General features: G+C 69.2%; 10 protein-coding genes. 3 read left to right on the forward strand and 7 right to left on the reverse strand.

Translation table 11 applies throughout. The features are described 5' to 3' along the window. Window positions 1-61: 61 nt before the first annotated feature. The 4 genes from MKAN_RS19525 to MKAN_RS19540 form a co-directional block, all read right to left on the reverse strand. Entirely contained in the window at window positions 62-1,432 is a 1,371-nt protein-coding gene (locus tag MKAN_RS19525; protein ID WP_023371237.1) for an APC family permease, read from the reverse strand. Window positions 1,433-1,645: 213 nt separating this feature from the next. After that, window positions 1,646-4,078 carry a PE family protein gene (locus tag MKAN_RS19530; protein ID WP_023371239.1) on the reverse strand — a complete coding sequence of 811 codons (2,433 nt, stop codon included), beginning with the start codon at window positions 4,076-4,078 and terminating at the stop codon, window positions 1,646-1,648. A gap of 99 nt (window positions 4,079-4,177) precedes the next feature. Further along, the gene (gene otsB / locus MKAN_RS19535; protein ID WP_036391600.1) at window positions 4,178-5,353 is read right to left on the reverse strand and encodes a trehalose-phosphatase; all 1,176 of its coding nucleotides are present in this window, start codon (window positions 5,351-5,353) and stop codon (window positions 4,178-4,180) included. 41 nt (window positions 5,354-5,394) lie between these two features. After that, the gene (locus MKAN_RS19540) at window positions 5,395-6,744 is read right to left on the reverse strand and encodes a wax ester/triacylglycerol synthase domain-containing protein (protein ID WP_023371242.1); all 1,350 of its coding nucleotides are present in this window, start codon (window positions 6,742-6,744) and stop codon (window positions 5,395-5,397) included. Between the two features lie 175 nt (window positions 6,745-6,919). Between MKAN_RS19540 and MKAN_RS19545 the strand changes: the two genes are divergently transcribed. Beyond that, the gene (locus MKAN_RS19545; RefSeq protein ID WP_036391603.1) at window positions 6,920-10,222 is read left to right on the forward strand and encodes an error-prone DNA polymerase; all 3,303 of its coding nucleotides are present in this window, start codon (window positions 6,920-6,922) and stop codon (window positions 10,220-10,222) included. A gap of 85 nt (window positions 10,223-10,307) precedes the next feature. Further along, window positions 10,308-10,952 carry a nitroreductase family protein gene (locus MKAN_RS19550; protein ID WP_023371246.1) on the forward strand — a complete coding sequence of 215 codons (645 nt, stop codon included), beginning with the start codon at window positions 10,308-10,310 and terminating at the stop codon, window positions 10,950-10,952. On the opposite strand, the gene MKAN_RS19555 is transcribed toward MKAN_RS19550, so the two are convergent. Continuing rightward, window positions 10,953-12,734, reverse strand: coding sequence for a PE family protein (locus MKAN_RS19555; RefSeq protein ID WP_023371248.1), 1,782 nt, complete (start codon window positions 12,732-12,734; stop codon window positions 10,953-10,955). Window positions 12,735-12,876: 142 nt separating this feature from the next. Next, window positions 12,877-13,341, reverse strand: coding sequence for a tRNA (cytidine(34)-2'-O)-methyltransferase (locus MKAN_RS19560; RefSeq protein WP_023371250.1), 465 nt, complete (start codon window positions 13,339-13,341; stop codon window positions 12,877-12,879). Between the two features lie 216 nt (window positions 13,342-13,557). Here MKAN_RS19560 and MKAN_RS19565 point away from each other — a divergent pair, with 216 nt between their 5' ends. Beyond that, window positions 13,558-14,574: a helix-turn-helix transcriptional regulator gene (locus tag MKAN_RS19565; RefSeq protein WP_036391606.1), complete on the forward strand. Its 1,017-nt coding sequence runs from the start codon at window positions 13,558-13,560 to the stop codon at window positions 14,572-14,574. Between the two features lie 27 nt (window positions 14,575-14,601). Here MKAN_RS19565 and MKAN_RS19570 read toward each other — a convergent pair whose 3' ends face one another. Then, window positions 14,602-15,270, reverse strand: coding sequence for a GAF and ANTAR domain-containing protein (locus tag MKAN_RS19570; protein ID WP_036391031.1), 669 nt, complete (start codon window positions 15,268-15,270; stop codon window positions 14,602-14,604). Between the last annotated feature and the right edge of the window lie 217 nt (window positions 15,271-15,487).

Consider the following 15,487-nt stretch of genomic DNA (forward strand, 5'->3'; position numbering starts at 1 on the left):
GATGGGAAAGTCGCAGTCGCGTCCTGCGCCTTGGGGCGCTGGATCAGCGCCGTCCCGGTACCTAGCGATCGCAGGTTCGGTAGTAGTGCAGATAGGCGATCGCCGGCACTACCAAGAACGTGATCACCATCAACGCGATCGAGAAATAGTTGGCGCCACCCTGCGGTGTGGCGAAGATGGTCCGGTAGTCGAAGGACACCGCCAACGCCACCGAGACGGTAACGGCAGCTATCGGTAACACCTTGTCGGTCAACGGGTTTCGCTTCGCCGTCGCGTGGCTGCCGGCGGTGTCCCGAGCCAGGGCGACCAGAGCGACCGGGACGATGATGAACTGGATGAACCGTGCGATCACCGCAAGCCCGATCAGGTTCACGCTGTCAAACCGAAGTGCCAGTGGGAAAGCCAAGGCCAACGATGCAGTGATCGCGAACGCGATCATCGGGACGCCGAATCGGTTCTGTGTCGATAATCGTGCCGGCAGGATCCGGGTGTCCGACAGCGCTGTCCACACCCGCGGCGCACCGAACGAGGCGGCTACGTTGATGCCGAACATCGAGATTAGGGCGCCGAGAACGACGGTCGTGCGCAACGGACCGTCGTCGATGGCCGCCGCCAACCGCACCGTGGCGTCGGATTCGAAAACCTTGTCCGATCCCAGCAGCATCGCCACCGCGACAGCAAGCACGTAGACGGCGCCGACACCGAGGATCGCGACCGGTATGGCCTTCGGCAGCGTCCGCTCCGGCTCGTACATCTCTTCGGCGGCGTTGGCGATCGATTCGAAACCGGTAAATGCGTATAACGCCGCGATGGTGGCAAGGATCAATCCCGAGACGGCACCGTGCGCGAGCTGAATCCCACCGAACAGCGCATAGGGGGCCGGTTGGTAAACGCCTGACGCACTTGCCGTTCCGTAATGGCTCGGGTGATGTGTGACGAGGAGCCACAGGCCGCCGACGATGAAGACGGACAGCGCCGAAACCTTGCCTATCGTCGAGGTCCCGTTTGCCCATTTGATTGCCCGGTTACCGAAAATATTGATGACCAACAGCACGACGATGAACCCGAGGAACGTCAACGTCTTCACGCTCAGCAGCCCGCTGTCGTCGGCCCAATTCTTCTCTGGGAAAGCCACTTTCAACAATGTCGAGACGAACAGCGACGCCAGCACGCCCCAGGCGATGGATGCGACGATCGCATGGGTCACACCGACATAGATGCCGATTTTCTGCCCGAAAGCGGCTGTCGTATAGGCATATGATGCGCCATTGGTTTTGACGTATCTGGCAGCACTGGCAAAGACCAGTGCCATGATGCCCGCGAAAACACCCGCCAGGATGTAGGCGACGGGCGCCCACGGTCCCGCGAGCTTGATCACCGTACCGGGGGTAAGAAAGATGCCGGCTCCGATTATCGAGTTGATCCCGAGCATCACAACGCTCCGGAAGCCAAGTTTGCCGATCGCGGGTCCTCCTCATGACATCCGTTGCACGCAGTGTTAGCACTCAGTTGTTAGCACTGGACGTGCGACGGTGCCATAGATTGACGCGGGGCGCACTTATTTGCTTGTTGGGGCGGCCGAGCCGACGAGCGGCGACGTCGCTACGACGCCACCGGCGCCGGATTGCCGCCCGCGATTGCGGGGTTACGTAGCGGTTCCGTCGGCGCCATGGGTTCCGGGTACACCGAACAACGTCCCGCCGGTGCCGCCGGCGGCGCCAATCCCGCCGGTTCCTGGGTTGGCGCCGACCCCGCCGTCGCCGCCATTGCCGCCGTCGCCGCCGTTGCCAATCGTCTGAGCGTTTCCGCCCGGCCCACCTGCCCCGCCGGAACCGCCGTCGCCACTGATGCCGTTAATGCCACCGGCCACCGTGCCAGTGCCGCCGCCACCGCCTGTGCCGCCGGTCCCCCCGACACCACCTGCACCGCCGTTGCCATACAACAGTCCGCCGTTGGCGCCGGAACCACCGTCACCGGCGTTACCGCCGTTACCGCCGTTACCGCCGTTCCCGCCTTTGCCGCTGCTACCGGCGGTGCCGCCGTTCCCCCCGGTGCCGCCGTTCCCACCGTTGCCGCCGCTACCACCGCTGCCGCCGTCGCCGATCAATAGACCGCTGTGCCCACCGGAACCGCCGGTGCCGCCGGAACCGCCACCACCGCCGGTGCCGCCCGGACCGGCGGGCGCCAGAGCGATGCCGTTGATACCGGTGTTGGCGCCGCCGCCGCTACCACCGCTGCCGCCGCCGCCCGCGTTGCCGCCGTTGCCGAAGAGACCGGCGTTGCCGCCGCTGCCGCCGTTCCCGCCGTCGCCTCCGGACCCGCCGTTATTGCCGTTGTGGGCGCCGCCGGGAGCCGCGGTGTTGCTACCGCCCATTCCACCGTTGCCGCCCGCGCCGGCGTCGCCAGCCAGCCACCCGCCGTTCCCGCCGGACCCGCCGTCGCCGCCGGCACCACCGAACGCACCGGACTGCCTGCCGGCGGTGCTTCCACCGATACCACCCTGGCCACCGTGTCCGCCGGCCCCAATCAGCCTGGCACTCCCGCCGGCACCCCCGTCACCAGCGGCGCCACCGGCGGAGTTACTGCCGCCAGCGCTATTCTTCCCGCCGGCGCCACCGTCTCCGCCGTCTCCGCCGTTGCCGTACAGCCATCCTCCGGTTCCGCCGGATCCGCCGTTACCGGCGGCGCCGCCGTTACCGGTGCCACCCAGTTGGTTCCCACCGGCCCCGCCTGCCCCGCCGGGCCCGCCGTTGCCAATCAGGCCAGCGCTGCCGCCCGTCCCGCCGGTGCCGCCCGCGCCACCGGGCCCGGTGCCGGCATTTTGACCGCCCGCACCCCCGGACCCGGCAACGCCGCCATTCCCCGACAGCCATGCGCCGGCCCCGCCATTGCCGCCGGCACCTCCGGCGCCACCGGTCTCCGACGCAGCGGTTGTGCCGCCAACCCCCCCGCCGCCGCCCGTCCCGCCGCTGCCGAAGAGCCAGCCGGCCGCGCCGCCGGCGCCGCCGGCTCCGCCGGTGCCTCCGGTGATGCCGGGGCCGCCACTCAAGTTTTGCCCGCCGGCGCCGCCGGCCCCACCGGCACCGCCATCGCCGCTCAGATACCCACCGCCGCCACCGGCGCCGCCAGCGCCGCCGGCACCGGCGGACGGGCCGCTGTTGCTGTTGGTCCCGCCGATACCGCCGGTTCCACCCATCCCGCCGGTGCCAAACAGCCCGGCGTGGCCGCCGGCCCCACCGGCGCCGCCGGCCGACGCGGTCAAGTTGTTAAGGCCGCTGGCGGCGTTGCCGCCGTCGCCGCCTGCCCCGGCAGTACCGGCCAGCCACCCGGCATTCCCGCCGCCGCCACCGGCTCCGCCGCTGCCGCCGGGCGTGACGGCGTTACCCTTCGAACCGGCAGCGCCCATTCCGCCGTCGCCCCCTGAGCCCCACAACCCGGCGCTGCCGCCCGCTCCGCCGGCCCCACCGCTACCGCCCAGGACGGTGGCCGCACCGCCGTTGCCGCCGGCCCCGCCGCTGCCACACAGCCACCCCCCGTTCCCGCCGACCCCGCCGGCGGCGCCCGCCCCACCGCTGCCGCCGGCCCCGCCGTTGCCGATCAACCCGGCAGACCCACCGTTACCACCGGGTGCGCCGGCGGTGGTGGGGGAAAAGCCGTTGCCGCCGTTGCCGTACAACAGCCCACCGGCCCCGCCGTTGGGGCTGGTCGCTGTGCCATCGGCGCCGTTTCCGATCAGCGGGCGCCCCAGCAGGAACTGAGTGGGTCCATTGACGGCGTCCAGCAGGGTCTGCTCAACATTGGCGGCCTCGGCGCTGGCGTACTGGCTGCCACCAAAGGCCAGTGCCTGCACAAAGCGCTCGTGAAACGCTCTCGCCTGCGCGTAGGCCTCCCGGTAGGCGAGGGCGTGCCGCTCGAAAAGCGCCGCGATCGCCGTCGATATCTCGTCGGCGGCGGCCGCTTGCACCGGCACCGTCGGGGCCGATGCCGCGACCGTCGCGGCTTCGATCGACGACCTGATTCCGGCCAAGTCTGTTGCAGCTGTGGCGATGATCTCCGGCGTTGCGAACACATACGACATGGCGTCCTCCGCTCGACTGTGTGAGCCTAACGCCGATGCCCCTGGCACGTGCTGGTTTCTGCGGCTCGGCCGGAATTGCCGGATATCAAGTGCTGCCAGCTAATTCACGTGAGCGTCAGTTAGCTGACGGGCCAACCACGCGGTGAACTCGGCGACCCGCGCCGGACTGTCGAGTGCGAACAGCGCCGCCGTGGCCCGGTCACCATCTTCGTTGTGCCGCACCACGATCGGCACCCCGTCGGGCCGGACGGCGTCGAACGCGTCTTCGTCGGTGATGTCATCACCCAGGTAGATCGGCACCAGGGAAGTTGCCGGGGGGGCAGTGCGTGAACGCAGGTGCTCGATCACCCAGCGCAGCGTTTTTCCCTTGTCCCAGTCGATATCCGGGCGCAACTCGATCACTTCGCGGCCGGTCGTCACCCGAAGCGCATCGCGTTGGCCGGCGGTGCGTACCGCCGCGGCGACGTCGCCGACGCGGTCTCGTGCCGCGTTGCGGTAATGCACGGCTACGCCAAACCTCTTGTGCTCCACCACAACACCGGGAATGGACCCGAGTCGCTCACGCAGCTGAGCGGCCGCCTGCTCGAGCACCGGTATGGCCACCGCGGCTGCCTCGTTCTGGTGATGTGTTCCGTCGGGTGCGGTCAGCTCGAAACCATGGCTGCCGGCATACCAGATCCCGGGGACGCCCAGCCGCGTTGTCACGTCGGCGAGGTCGCGGCCGCTGAGCACCGCGACGGGGCACTGCGCGGCCAGCTGGATGAGCGCCTCGGCCGCACCGGCGACGGGCCGGGCCGCGTCGGGATCGTTGACGATGTCGGACAGGGTGCCGTCGAAGTCGAAGAACACCGCGGGCCGGTGGGCGGTGAGGCCAGGTGCCTGCAGTGCGTCCGGAAGTTCGGACATGCGGCGGTCGCCGGTGCGTACCCTTACATCCCTCAGATCGGTGACGACGGCGTCGGCGCCGCAGTAACGCAGCGCACCGCCGTGTCCGTTCCGGTCGACCGCGATCACCAGCGCGAACCCGCTCTCGCGCGCCGCCGTGGCGCCGGCAGGGTCGACGGCGACGACGACGCACCTGCCCGGCCGCACCGCCAGCCGATTGGCCGCGTCGTCGAGGACATCTCGGCAATCACCGCTGGACGAAAACACCCCCGTACCGAGCCGGGCTTCGCGTAGCTGCTCGATCAGCGGCTCGGCGGAGTCAGCTGACGAGTCGAAAGAAGAGTCGAACAGGACCGCATCATGGCGGCGCGGGTCGATGGTGACCGACATCATCCCACCTTCTCACGGTGGTCAATGCCTCCGGATCGGGCTCAGCGGCGCACCGGGGACGCGGACGTGCGGCCGCGCGCACCGCCGGCCCGGGTACCGGCGGCACGCCTGCGGCGGTCCCTGGAGAACAGCAGAACGGAGTCTTGGCTGAGTGCCACCAGACGCGCCATCCCGAGCTCGATACCGGCGGCAAGTTGCGCGATGTCGGGCTCGGCGTCGTAGTCGGCGGTGATGCCGAATACCAGCTCGTCGCCGTAGCTCAGCACCGCGACCCCGGTGCTCAACTTCTGGGCGGTCGGTGGGATCGGCAGCAGCCGCTCCAACGTTTGGCTCATCAGCCGTAGCCGGTGGCGCGGCCCGGTCATGTCGGTTGCCAGGGTCACCACGCTGCGCGGCGAGATCCGGGTCAACGCTTGAATCGCCTTGGCGCACAGTGAAAACGGCGCGTATTGCGAAAGCCTTGCGGGGTTGTCGGGGCCGTTCTGGCGGCCCAGGTGCATTTGGGCGTGTACGGTGCGCAGTCGCTTGATCAGGTCTTCCTGCTCGACGGGCAGATACGGCAGTCGGGTTGCGATCTGCGGGTCGGTCTTGTCGAGAACCCGCAATAAGGCCGGACGCGGTTGATTGCCGCGGTTCAGTAGCAGCGTCCGAACGCCCTCACTGATGGCCGTGAGCGCGACGTCGTCGGCGGTGACCCCGAACTTGCGGCACACCCTGTCGACGTCGGCGAGCGGAACGCGCACTGTGTGATAACGCCGCATGGTGATCAGCGGTCCGGTCAACGACGTGCGCGCCACCGGCCAGGTCACAGCGCGGGCGGCCGCCTGGAACAGGGTTGTGGTGACGGCGGCGGCAGTTCGCCGCAGCGCATCGGCCCGGCTGCGGGCGCCGGTTTCCGGTGCCGGAAGCGGTGTCACGGCAACGCGATTGGCGAAGGTGTCGCTGTCGGCATCGTCGCAGAGTCCGGTGAGGAGCTGCGCGGCCGAGATACCGTCCGCCATGCACGGATGGATTTTGAGCAGGATCGCCCAGCGATTGTCGTTGAGGCCTTCGATGATCCAGCATTCCCACAGCGGGCGGTCCACGTCGAGGGGACGGGTCAAGGCGTGGGCGATCGCCCGGAACAATTCAGTGTCGTCGCCCGGGCTGGGGAGCGCCATCCGTTGCATGTGCTGGGCCGGATCGAATTGCGGATGTTCGACCCACTCGGCCCGGAGCACCTGCGCGTATCGTGGCATTGATCGAAGCCGCTGGGCCAGAACGTCTTTGAGCACATCGAAGTCAGGCACGACGCCGTTGACGACCGCCACCGCACCGGTGGCCAGGCTCGTGTGCCACTGCGAATCCCCGGCCTTGAGCAAGCCGGTGTCCAATGTGGTCAGTTGTGCCATGCCGGGTTCCCCACCGCCTTTTGTGAATCCGTCCAGTATCCGTCGTGGACACCCGGGTGCGATAGGCCTGCCAGGTTAAGAACGCGTTTTTCGAGTTAACGAAGGGTTTACAGCGTGAACGCGCGGCGGCAGGATGGACTCGACAATCGAACAGATGTTCGATAGGCTGCAGGGCATGGGCTGGGGCAACGGGCCGCCGAGCTGGGCGGAAATGGAGCGGGTGCTGGACGGCAAGCCGCGCCATGCCGGTGCGCCGGTTGCGGCGGAGCCGGCCGACGATGCCGGCTTGGAGGGCCCCTGGTCGCGTCAGCGCGGGACGTACCAGCCGCCAGAGAATGCTCGGGTCCGTTCGTCGGCCGCGTATGCCGAGCTGCATGCGCATACGGCGTACAGCTTCCTCGACGGGGCCAGTACGCCGGAGGAACTGGTCGAAGAAGCCGCCCGGCTGGATCTGTGCGCACTGGCGCTCACCGACCACAACGGCCTGTACGGGGCGGTTCGCTTCGCCGAAGCGGCCGCCGAACTCGATATGCGTACCGTGTTCGGCGCCGAGCTGTCGCTGGGATCGGAGGCCCGCACCGAGCAGCCGGACCCGCCCGGCCCGCACCTGCTGGTCCTGGCCCGCGGCCCCGAGGGTTACCGGCGGCTGTCCCGGCAACTGGCGGCAGCCCATCTGGCCGGCGGTGAGAAAGGCAAGCCGCGGTACGACTTCGACGCATTGACCGAGGCCGCCGGCGGGCACTGGCACATCCTGACGGGATGCCGGAAAGGCCATGTGCGCCAGGCGCTCTCCGAAGGCGGCCCGGACGCGGCGCAGCGGGCGCTGGCCGATTTGGTGGATCGGTTCGGTGCGTACCGAGTCAGCATCGAGTTGACCCACCATGGTCACCCGCTCGACGACGAACGCAACGCGACGCTGGCCGGCCTGGCGCCACGCTTCGGCGTCGGCGTCGTCGCCACGACTGGAGCGCATTTCGCCCACCCGTCACGCAGCCGGCTGGCCATGGCGATGGGTGCGATCCGCGCCCGGCAGTCTCTGGATTCCGCCGCCGGGTGGCTGGCACCGCTGGGTGGCTCGCATCTGCGGTCCGGCGACGAGATGGCCCGGATGTTCGCTTGGCGCCCCGAGGCGGTGACCGCCGCCGCCGAGCTGGGCGGGCAGTGCGCGTTCGAGTTGGCGCTCATCGCACCGCAGCTGCCGCCGTTCGACGTACCCGGCGGGCACACCGAGGACAGCTGGCTGCGGCAGCTGGTCATGGCGGGCGCCCGCCACCGCTACGGACCGCCCGACGGTGCGCCACGGGCTTACGCCCAAATCGGACATGAGCTGAAAGTCATTGCCCAGCTGAAGTTTCCGGGCTACTTCCTGGTGGTGCACGACATCACCCAGTTTTGCCGAAGAAACAACATCCTGTGCCAGGGCAGGGGGTCGGCGGCCAACTCCGCGGTCTGTTATGCCCTCGGCATCACGGCCGTCGACCCGGTGGCCAACGAGTTGTTGTTCGAGCGCTTCTTGTCGCCGGCCCGCGACGGCCCGCCCGACATCGACATCGACATCGAGTCGGATCGGCGGGAGAAGGTCATCCAGTACGTCTACGACAAATACGGCCGCGACTACGCCGCCCAGGTCGCCAATGTCATCACCTACCGGGGGCGCAGTGCGGTGCGCGACATGGCCCGCGCGCTGGGCTTTTCGCAGGGCCAGCAGGATGCGTGGAGCAAGCAGATCAGCCACTGGAACGGGCAGGCCGCCGAGGTGGACGGCATCCCCGAGCAGGTGGTCGACCTGGCCACCCAGATCCGGAATCTGCCGCGGCATATGGGCATTCACTCCGGCGGCATGGTGATCTGCGATCGTCCGATCGCCGACGTGTGCCCGGTGGAGTGGGCGCGCATGGAAAACCGCAGCGTCCTGCAATGGGACAAAGACGACTGTGCGGCAATCGGTTTGGTGAAGTTCGACCTGCTCGGGCTGGGCATGCTCTCGGCACTGCACTACGCCATGGACCTGGTGGCCGAACACAAGGGCCTCGAGGTGGACCTGGCCAAGCTCGACCTCTCCGAACCGGCGGTGTACGAAATGCTGGCCCGCGCTGATTCCGTCGGCGTGTTCCAGGTGGAGTCGCGTGCGCAGATGGCCACTTTGCCCAGGCTGCGGCCGAGAGTGTTCTACGACCTGGTGGTCGAGGTCGCGCTGATCCGTCCCGGACCCATCCAGGGCGGGTCGGTGCACCCCTACATCCGGCGGCGCAACGGCATTGACCCGGTCGTCTACGAACATCCGTCGATGGCGCCGGCATTGCGGAAGACATTGGGGGTGCCGCTTTTTCAAGAGCAGTTGATGCAGCTGGCGGTCGACTGCGCCGGCTTCACCGCCGCCGAGGCCGACCAGCTGCGTCGTGCCATGGGGTCCAAGCGCTCCACCGAACGCATGCAGCGGCTGCGCGGGCGGTTCTACGACGGCATGCGTGCGCTGCACGGCACCCGCGACGAGGTGATCGACCGGATCTACGAAAAGCTGGAGGCGTTCGCCAATTTCGGCTTCCCGGAAAGCCACGCGCTGAGCTTCGCGTCGCTGGTGTTCTACTCGGCATGGTTCAAGCTGCACCACCCGGCGGCATTCTGCGCGGCGCTGCTACGCGCCCAGCCGATGGGTTTCTATTCACCCCAGTCGCTGGTGGCCGACGCGCGCCGGCACGGTGTGGTGGTACACGGTCCCGACGTCAACGCCAGCCTGGCGCACGCGACTCTGGAGAACGCGGGTATGGAGGTCCGCCTTGGGCTGGGCGCCGTCCGCCATATCGGTGACGACCTCGCCGAGAAGCTGGTCGGCGAGCGAAATGCCAACGGCCCCTTCGCCTCGCTGCTGGACCTGGCATCCCGGGTGCAACTTTCCGTGCCGCAGACCGAAGCGCTGGCGACGGCCGGGGCGCTGGGCTGCTTCGGGATGTCGCGACGGGAGGCGCTGTGGGCGGCCGGCGCCGCCGCCACTCAGCGGCCGGACCGGCTGCCCGGAGTGGGTGCCCAGGGTGCTGATGGGTCGCACATCCCGGTGCTGCCGGGAATGAGCGAGCTGGAGCTGGCCGCCGCCGACGTGTGGGCCACCGGCATCTCCCCGGACAGCTATCCCACGCAGTTCCTGCGTGCCGACCTGGACGCGATGGGGGTGCTCCCCGCCGACGCACTGGGATCGGTACCCGACGGCGACCGGGTGCTGATCGCCGGTGCGGTGACCCATCGGCAGCGGCCCGGGACGGCCCAAGGGGTGACCTTCATCAACCTCGAAGACGAGACCGGAATGGTCAACGTGCTCTGCACACCGGGGGTGTGGGCACGGCACCGCAAGCTGGCGAACACGGCGCCGGCGCTGCTGATCCGCGGCCAGGTCCAAAACGCCAGCGGCGCAATCACCGTCGTAGCCGAGCGGCTGGGCCGCATCAGCCTGGCGGTGGGCTCGAGGTCCCGCGACTTCCGCTGATCCCTCGCGCCGAGATTGCGTCGGGCAGTTCACTTTCGGGCCGCACGGGGGGAGTCCTATATGGGGACACCGGTAGCCTCCCCATATGGCCCTGAATCTGACCGTCGACGAAGTCCTGACCACCACCCGCTCGGTCCGCAAACGCCTCGACTTCGACCAGCCGGTACCCCGCGACGTGCTGATGGAATGCCTCGAACTGGCGCTGCAGGCGCCCACCGGTTCCAATTCCCAGGGCTGGCAGTGGGTGTTCGTCGAGGACGCCGCCACCAAGAAAGCAATCGCCGACGTCTACCTGACCAATGCCCGGGCATACCTCAGCGCACCTGCACCCGAGTACCCCGAGGGCGACACCCGCGGTGAGCGGATGGGCAAGGTCAGAAATTCCGCGACCTATCTCGCCGAGCACATGCACGAAGCGCCGGTGCTGATGATCCCGTGCATCCAGGGCCGGGAGGACCAGACACCGCTCGGCGGTGTGTCGTTCTGGGCCTCGCTGTTCCCGGCTGTGTGGAGCTTCTGCCTGGCGCTGCGGTCCCGCGGGCTCGGTTCCTGCTGGACGACGTTGCACCTGCTGGGCGACGGTGAGCGGCAGGTGGCCGACCTGCTCGGTATTCCCTACGACCAGTACAGCCAGGGCGGGCTGTTCCCGATCGCCTACACCAAAGGCACCGACTTCCGGCCGGCCAAGCGGCTGCCCACCGAAAGCCTGACGCACTGGAACAGCTGGTAACTAGCCCGGCTTGCCGTTGCTGCCGTTGACGCCGTTGAAGGCGTCGCCGCCGAGGCCGGCTTTGCCGTCGAATCCGGAGACATCGGTACCGAGTGCGCCTGCGCCGCCGTTGCCGGGGGTGCCGTGGGTGCCGCCGCCACCACCGATGCCCCCGCCACCGCCAATCCCGGCGGCGCCCAGCTGGCCGCTGAGCAATCCGCTGCGCCCGCCGGCGCCGCCGTGACCGCCGTCACCCCCGTCGCCGCCCGTTCCACCGTGACCGGCATTACCGCCAGCGCCACCGTCACCGCCGTCGGTCACATAGTGTTCGCTGAATGCGGTGGCTCCGGGGGCCCCGTCGATGCCGGTGCCACCGGCACCCCCGACCCCGCCGGCGCCGCCGCTACCGCCTTGCCCGCCGCTGCCGCCGTTGCCGGCCAGCCAGCCGGCGGCGCCACCGGCGCCGCCGGTGCCGCCGCTGCCGCCGTGCCCTCCGTGCCCGCCGGTGCCGCCGCTGCCGCCATTGCCGCCGGCACCCCCGCTGGCGACGGCAAATGTAGAGGCGGCACCGTTACCGCCGGGAACACCGTTGAAGCCGCCGGCACCGCCGGTGCCGCCGATATCGCCGTTACCGCCGATTGCGCCGTTGCCGCCGGCGCCGCCGGCGCCGCCGTTGCCGACCAGCCACCCGCCGTTGCCGCCGGCGCCCCCGACACCGCCGGCGCCGCCGGCCTGGCCGTTGGTGCCGGCGCCGCCGTCGCCGCCGTTACCGCCGTTACCGCCCAACGCGGGACCGAATTCGGATGCGGCGGGACCTCCGGAGCCACCGGCGCCGCCGGTGGCGCCGCCGTAACCGCCCGTGGCGCCGTTGCCGCCGGCACCTCCGACGGCGCCGAAGCTGGTCGTGAAGTTGGCATTGGCAGCGCCGCCGTCGCCGCCGTTGCCGCCGTTGATGCCGGCACCGCCGGTCGTGCCGTCACCGCCTTTGGTACCCGTCTCAAAGCCGTTCGGGCCGGGCACGTTGCTGTCACCGGGCTTGCCGTTGAGGCCCGGGTCGGTGACCGGTGTCGGGTTGACACCGTTGTTGCCGGCCAGGCCGGCGCCGCCGTGACCGCCGGTGCCTCCGTCGCCCCACAGCCCGGCGGCGCCGCCGGCCCCCCCGTTGCCGCCGCTGCCGCCGGCGAGCACCGCATTGCCGCCGACGCCGCCGTTGCCGCCGTTGCCGGTCAGCCAGCCGCCGTGACCGCCGGCGCCGCCGGCCGCACCGGCGCCGCCGGCCCCGCCGATGCCGCCATTGCCGATCAGTCCGGCGCTGCCGCCGTTGCCGCCGGCCAGGCCGGACCCGGCCGGTTGGGAGTAGCCGGCGCCGCCGTTGCCGAACAGCAGTCCGCCGTCTTGTCCGTTGGGGTTGGTCGCGGTACCGGCCGCGCCGTCGCCGATCAACGGACGCCCCAACAAGGCCTGGGTCGGGGCGTTGATCGCGCCGAACACGTCTTGCTCCAGGGTCTGCAGCGGGGAGGCGTTGGCCGCCTCGGCGTGGGCATAAGCGCCGGCACCGGCGGTCAATGCCTGCACGAAGCGGTCGTGAAAGGCCGTCATCTGCGCGGCCACCTCTTGGTAGGCCTGGCCGTGCGTGGAAAACAGCGACGCGATGGCCGCCGAGACCTCGTCGCCACCGGCGGCCAGCAACCCGGTGGTGGCACCCGCCGCGGAGGAATTGGCGCTCCTGAGGGCCGCGCCGAACTCGGCAACTTTCGTCGCTGCCGCGCTGACCGCTTCGGGGACCGCCACCAGGTAAGACATCGCTGTCCTTTCGGGCCATCACCGCGAAATCCGCGATTCCCCCGTAACGTATGGCGGCCAAATCCGGGTGAGCCGGCGTTCGGATCCGAACCACAGCAGATTCACAGCCGACGGTCATCCGATTCCCAGGAAACCGAGCCCTCTAGAGTGCTCCGGAATAGTCGTGCTGCCGCCACGCCTCATACACGGCCACCGCCGCGGCGTTGGACAGGTTCAGCGAACGCCGGCCCGCCAGCATGGGAATGCGCACCTGTTCGGTGATGTGCGCGTCGGCCAGGGTCGCCGCGTCCAGCCCGGTGGGTTCCGGTCCGAACATCAGCACGTCCCCCGCGCGGTAGCTGACGTCGGAAAACGGTGTCGTGGCCTGGGCGGTGAACGCGAACACCCGCGCCGGCAACAGCGCGTCCCACGCTGCCGTCAGCGATGCATGGACCGTGACCGACGCCAGGTCGTGGTAGTCCAGACCGGCCCGCCGCAGCTTGGGCTCGGACAGGTCGAAACCCAGCGGTTCCACCAGATGCAGTTCGCAACCGGTGGCGGCGGCGGTGCGGATGGCGTTTCCGGTATTGGGCGCAATACATGGGGAAACAAACATCAGCTTGAACACCAGGCCATCCTCTCAGCGCAGGCGTCGCGCCACATGGCGACGAAGCGCACCCAGGTGACCAACGCCGGTACGGTTGAGTAAGGCGCTGCGTGGACCGGATCAGCGGCCCGCGCCACATCGGGAATCCGGGGGCCCGGACCGCGCGGGCGGCGGTGCCGCCGTAACGGCGACCGGACCGTTGCGGTGAAAGGGCGAAGAGTGCGGTGCGAGATCTCGATGTCGACGGGGCCGGCCGCCCGGTCCAGGCCACGGCCACGCGAACCGGCCCGCGAATCGGCGCCGCGCGAACTCGATTTCGACAGCAGCGATCTCGCTGAGACCGAAGATTTCCTCGTCCGGACCTACACCAAGATGCGTATCAGCGGCGAGGGCCGCATGTGCCGCGCGCGTATCCAACGCCGTTGTCTGGGCTCGCTCAGCATCGATGAACTGTCGTTCAGTTACGACATGGGCTACGACGCAAACCCGCTGGGGAAGATCCTGCTCTGCCGGGTCCGCAGGGGCCGGATCGAGGAGAACTTCATCGGCGAACCGCAGCACGTGTTGGCCGCCGGTGAGCTCGCCATGATCGGCCCGCCGGAGCTGCCCCATTCCGGGCGGGTCCGCCACGCCGGCTACCAGCTGATCGGGTTTGACCCCGCGTTGCTGGATCGCGTGGCACCCAACGCCCCGGACCGGGCCCACGAGCCGGTTCGCTTGACCGGCCATCGACCCGTATCGGTTGCGGCCGGCAACAGGCTCACCGCCTTGATCGACTATCTGCGGGACCACATTCTGGCTGATCCGAGCGCCGCCTCGGCGCCGCTGGTGATCGACACCGCGGCGGCGCACTTGGCCGTCGCCACCCTCAACGCCTTCCCCCACAGCGCGTTGCTCGATCCCACCCCGACCGACCGGCGTGATTCGGCCCAGCCGGTGCTGCTGCGCCGGGCCATGGCGTTCATCGAGGAAAACGCTCACCAAGACATCGCGTTGGCGGACATCGCCGCCCACGTCTACGTGACCCCGCGTGCGCTGCAGTACATGTTCCGCCAGCGCCTGGACTGCACGCCGATGCAGTATCTTCGCCGAGTCCGGCTGGACCGGGCGCACCGCGAGCTGCTGGATTCCTCCCGGGCGAGCGCCACGGTCAAGCAGATCGCCAATCGATGGGGCTTTATCCACATCGGCAGGTTCGCCATTTACTACCGAGAGACCTACGGCCGCTCGCCCCATGCGACCTTGCGGGGTTGACACCGAGCCCTGGGCCGGCCCGCCGCGCTAGCGGCGCTTGAGCTCGATCAGCTTCTCGGCGATCTCGACGATCTTGGTATTGGATTCCTGCGACAGTCGGCGCAGCAATTCGAAGGCGGCGACTGCGTTGATGTCGAACCGTTCCATGAGGATCCCCTTGGCCTGGCCGATCAGGTCGCGGCTGGCCAACGCGCTGCGGAATTGCTGTTGGCGGCGGATCAGGTTCCAGACCACGGTGGTGTGTGCGGCAAAGACCAGTCCCAGCTCGACGGATTCGTCGTCGAAGGCCCGGGTGGAGTCCGCGTAGAAGTTCAGGGCGGCCAGTGCCTTGTCGCTGCCGAAGAGCCGGAACGACATGATCGAGCGCACCGGGGTGCGGTCCAGCGCCGCGGTGCGATAGCGCGGCCAGCGCCCATCGGTCGTCAGGTCGTCGATGCGGATGGTGTGCTGCTCCCAGGCCGCCGACAGACACGGACCCTCGCGCACATCGCGCTGTACGTCGTCGAGCAAGGCCGGGTAGCGGTGCGTGGCGGCCAACGTCTCGATGGTCCCGGAGGTGTCGACGACGGTGACGCCGAGATACTGAGCGCCGGGGACCGAAGCCACCGTGATCGCGTTGATGTCGCGCAGCGCCGATTCGAAATCCGTTTCGCCGCGGCGTTGCAACTCGTCGACCTCGCTGAGCACCGTGTACATGTGTTGTCGCTCAGGCGACAACCCCGTCTCGGGCCGTCTCGAGTCGTCGCCGGGCCGCGAGTCGGCACCCTCGCCGCAGCGCATGAATCCTCACCCCCTCCCCACCGGCACCCGGGTAGCCCCCCATGCAGGACTATCCCATCGGCCGACCAGGCCGACAAACGCCGCCGCCGGCTTGCTCAACGCTGCAAAGGCACCCGGGGTGCGCGTTAATCCG

The sequence above is a fragment of the Mycobacterium kansasii ATCC 12478 genome, assembly GCF_000157895.3.
In the GTDB taxonomy this organism is placed as follows: domain Bacteria; phylum Actinomycetota; class Actinomycetes; order Mycobacteriales; family Mycobacteriaceae; genus Mycobacterium; species Mycobacterium kansasii.

What these genes read in the sequence shown, in the direction of transcription:
- MKAN_RS19525 (WP_023371237.1), bottom strand. Translation starts at nt 1,432, where the DNA reads ATGCTCGGGATCAACTCGATAATCGGAGCCGGCATCTTTCTTACCCCC.
- MKAN_RS19530 (WP_023371239.1), bottom strand. Translation starts at nt 4,078, where the DNA reads ATGTCGTATGTGTTCGCAACGCCGGAGATCATCGCCACAGCTGCAACA.
- otsB (WP_036391600.1), bottom strand. Translation starts at nt 5,353, where the DNA reads ATGTCGGTCACCATCGACCCGCGCCGCCATGATGCGGTCCTGTTCGAC.
- MKAN_RS19540 (WP_023371242.1), bottom strand. Translation starts at nt 6,744, where the DNA reads ATGGCACAACTGACCACATTGGACACCGGCTTGCTCAAGGCCGGGGAT.
- MKAN_RS19545 (WP_036391603.1), top strand. Translation starts at nt 6,920, where the DNA reads ATGGGCTGGGGCAACGGGCCGCCGAGCTGGGCGGAAATGGAGCGGGTG.
- MKAN_RS19550 (WP_023371246.1), top strand. Translation starts at nt 10,308, where the DNA reads ATGGCCCTGAATCTGACCGTCGACGAAGTCCTGACCACCACCCGCTCG.
- MKAN_RS19555 (WP_023371248.1), bottom strand. Translation starts at nt 12,734, where the DNA reads ATGTCTTACCTGGTGGCGGTCCCCGAAGCGGTCAGCGCGGCAGCGACG.
- MKAN_RS19565 (WP_036391606.1), top strand. Translation starts at nt 13,558, where the DNA reads ATGTCGACGGGGCCGGCCGCCCGGTCCAGGCCACGGCCACGCGAACCG.
- MKAN_RS19570 (WP_036391031.1), bottom strand. Translation starts at nt 15,270, where the DNA reads ATGTACACGGTGCTCAGCGAGGTCGACGAGTTGCAACGCCGCGGCGAA.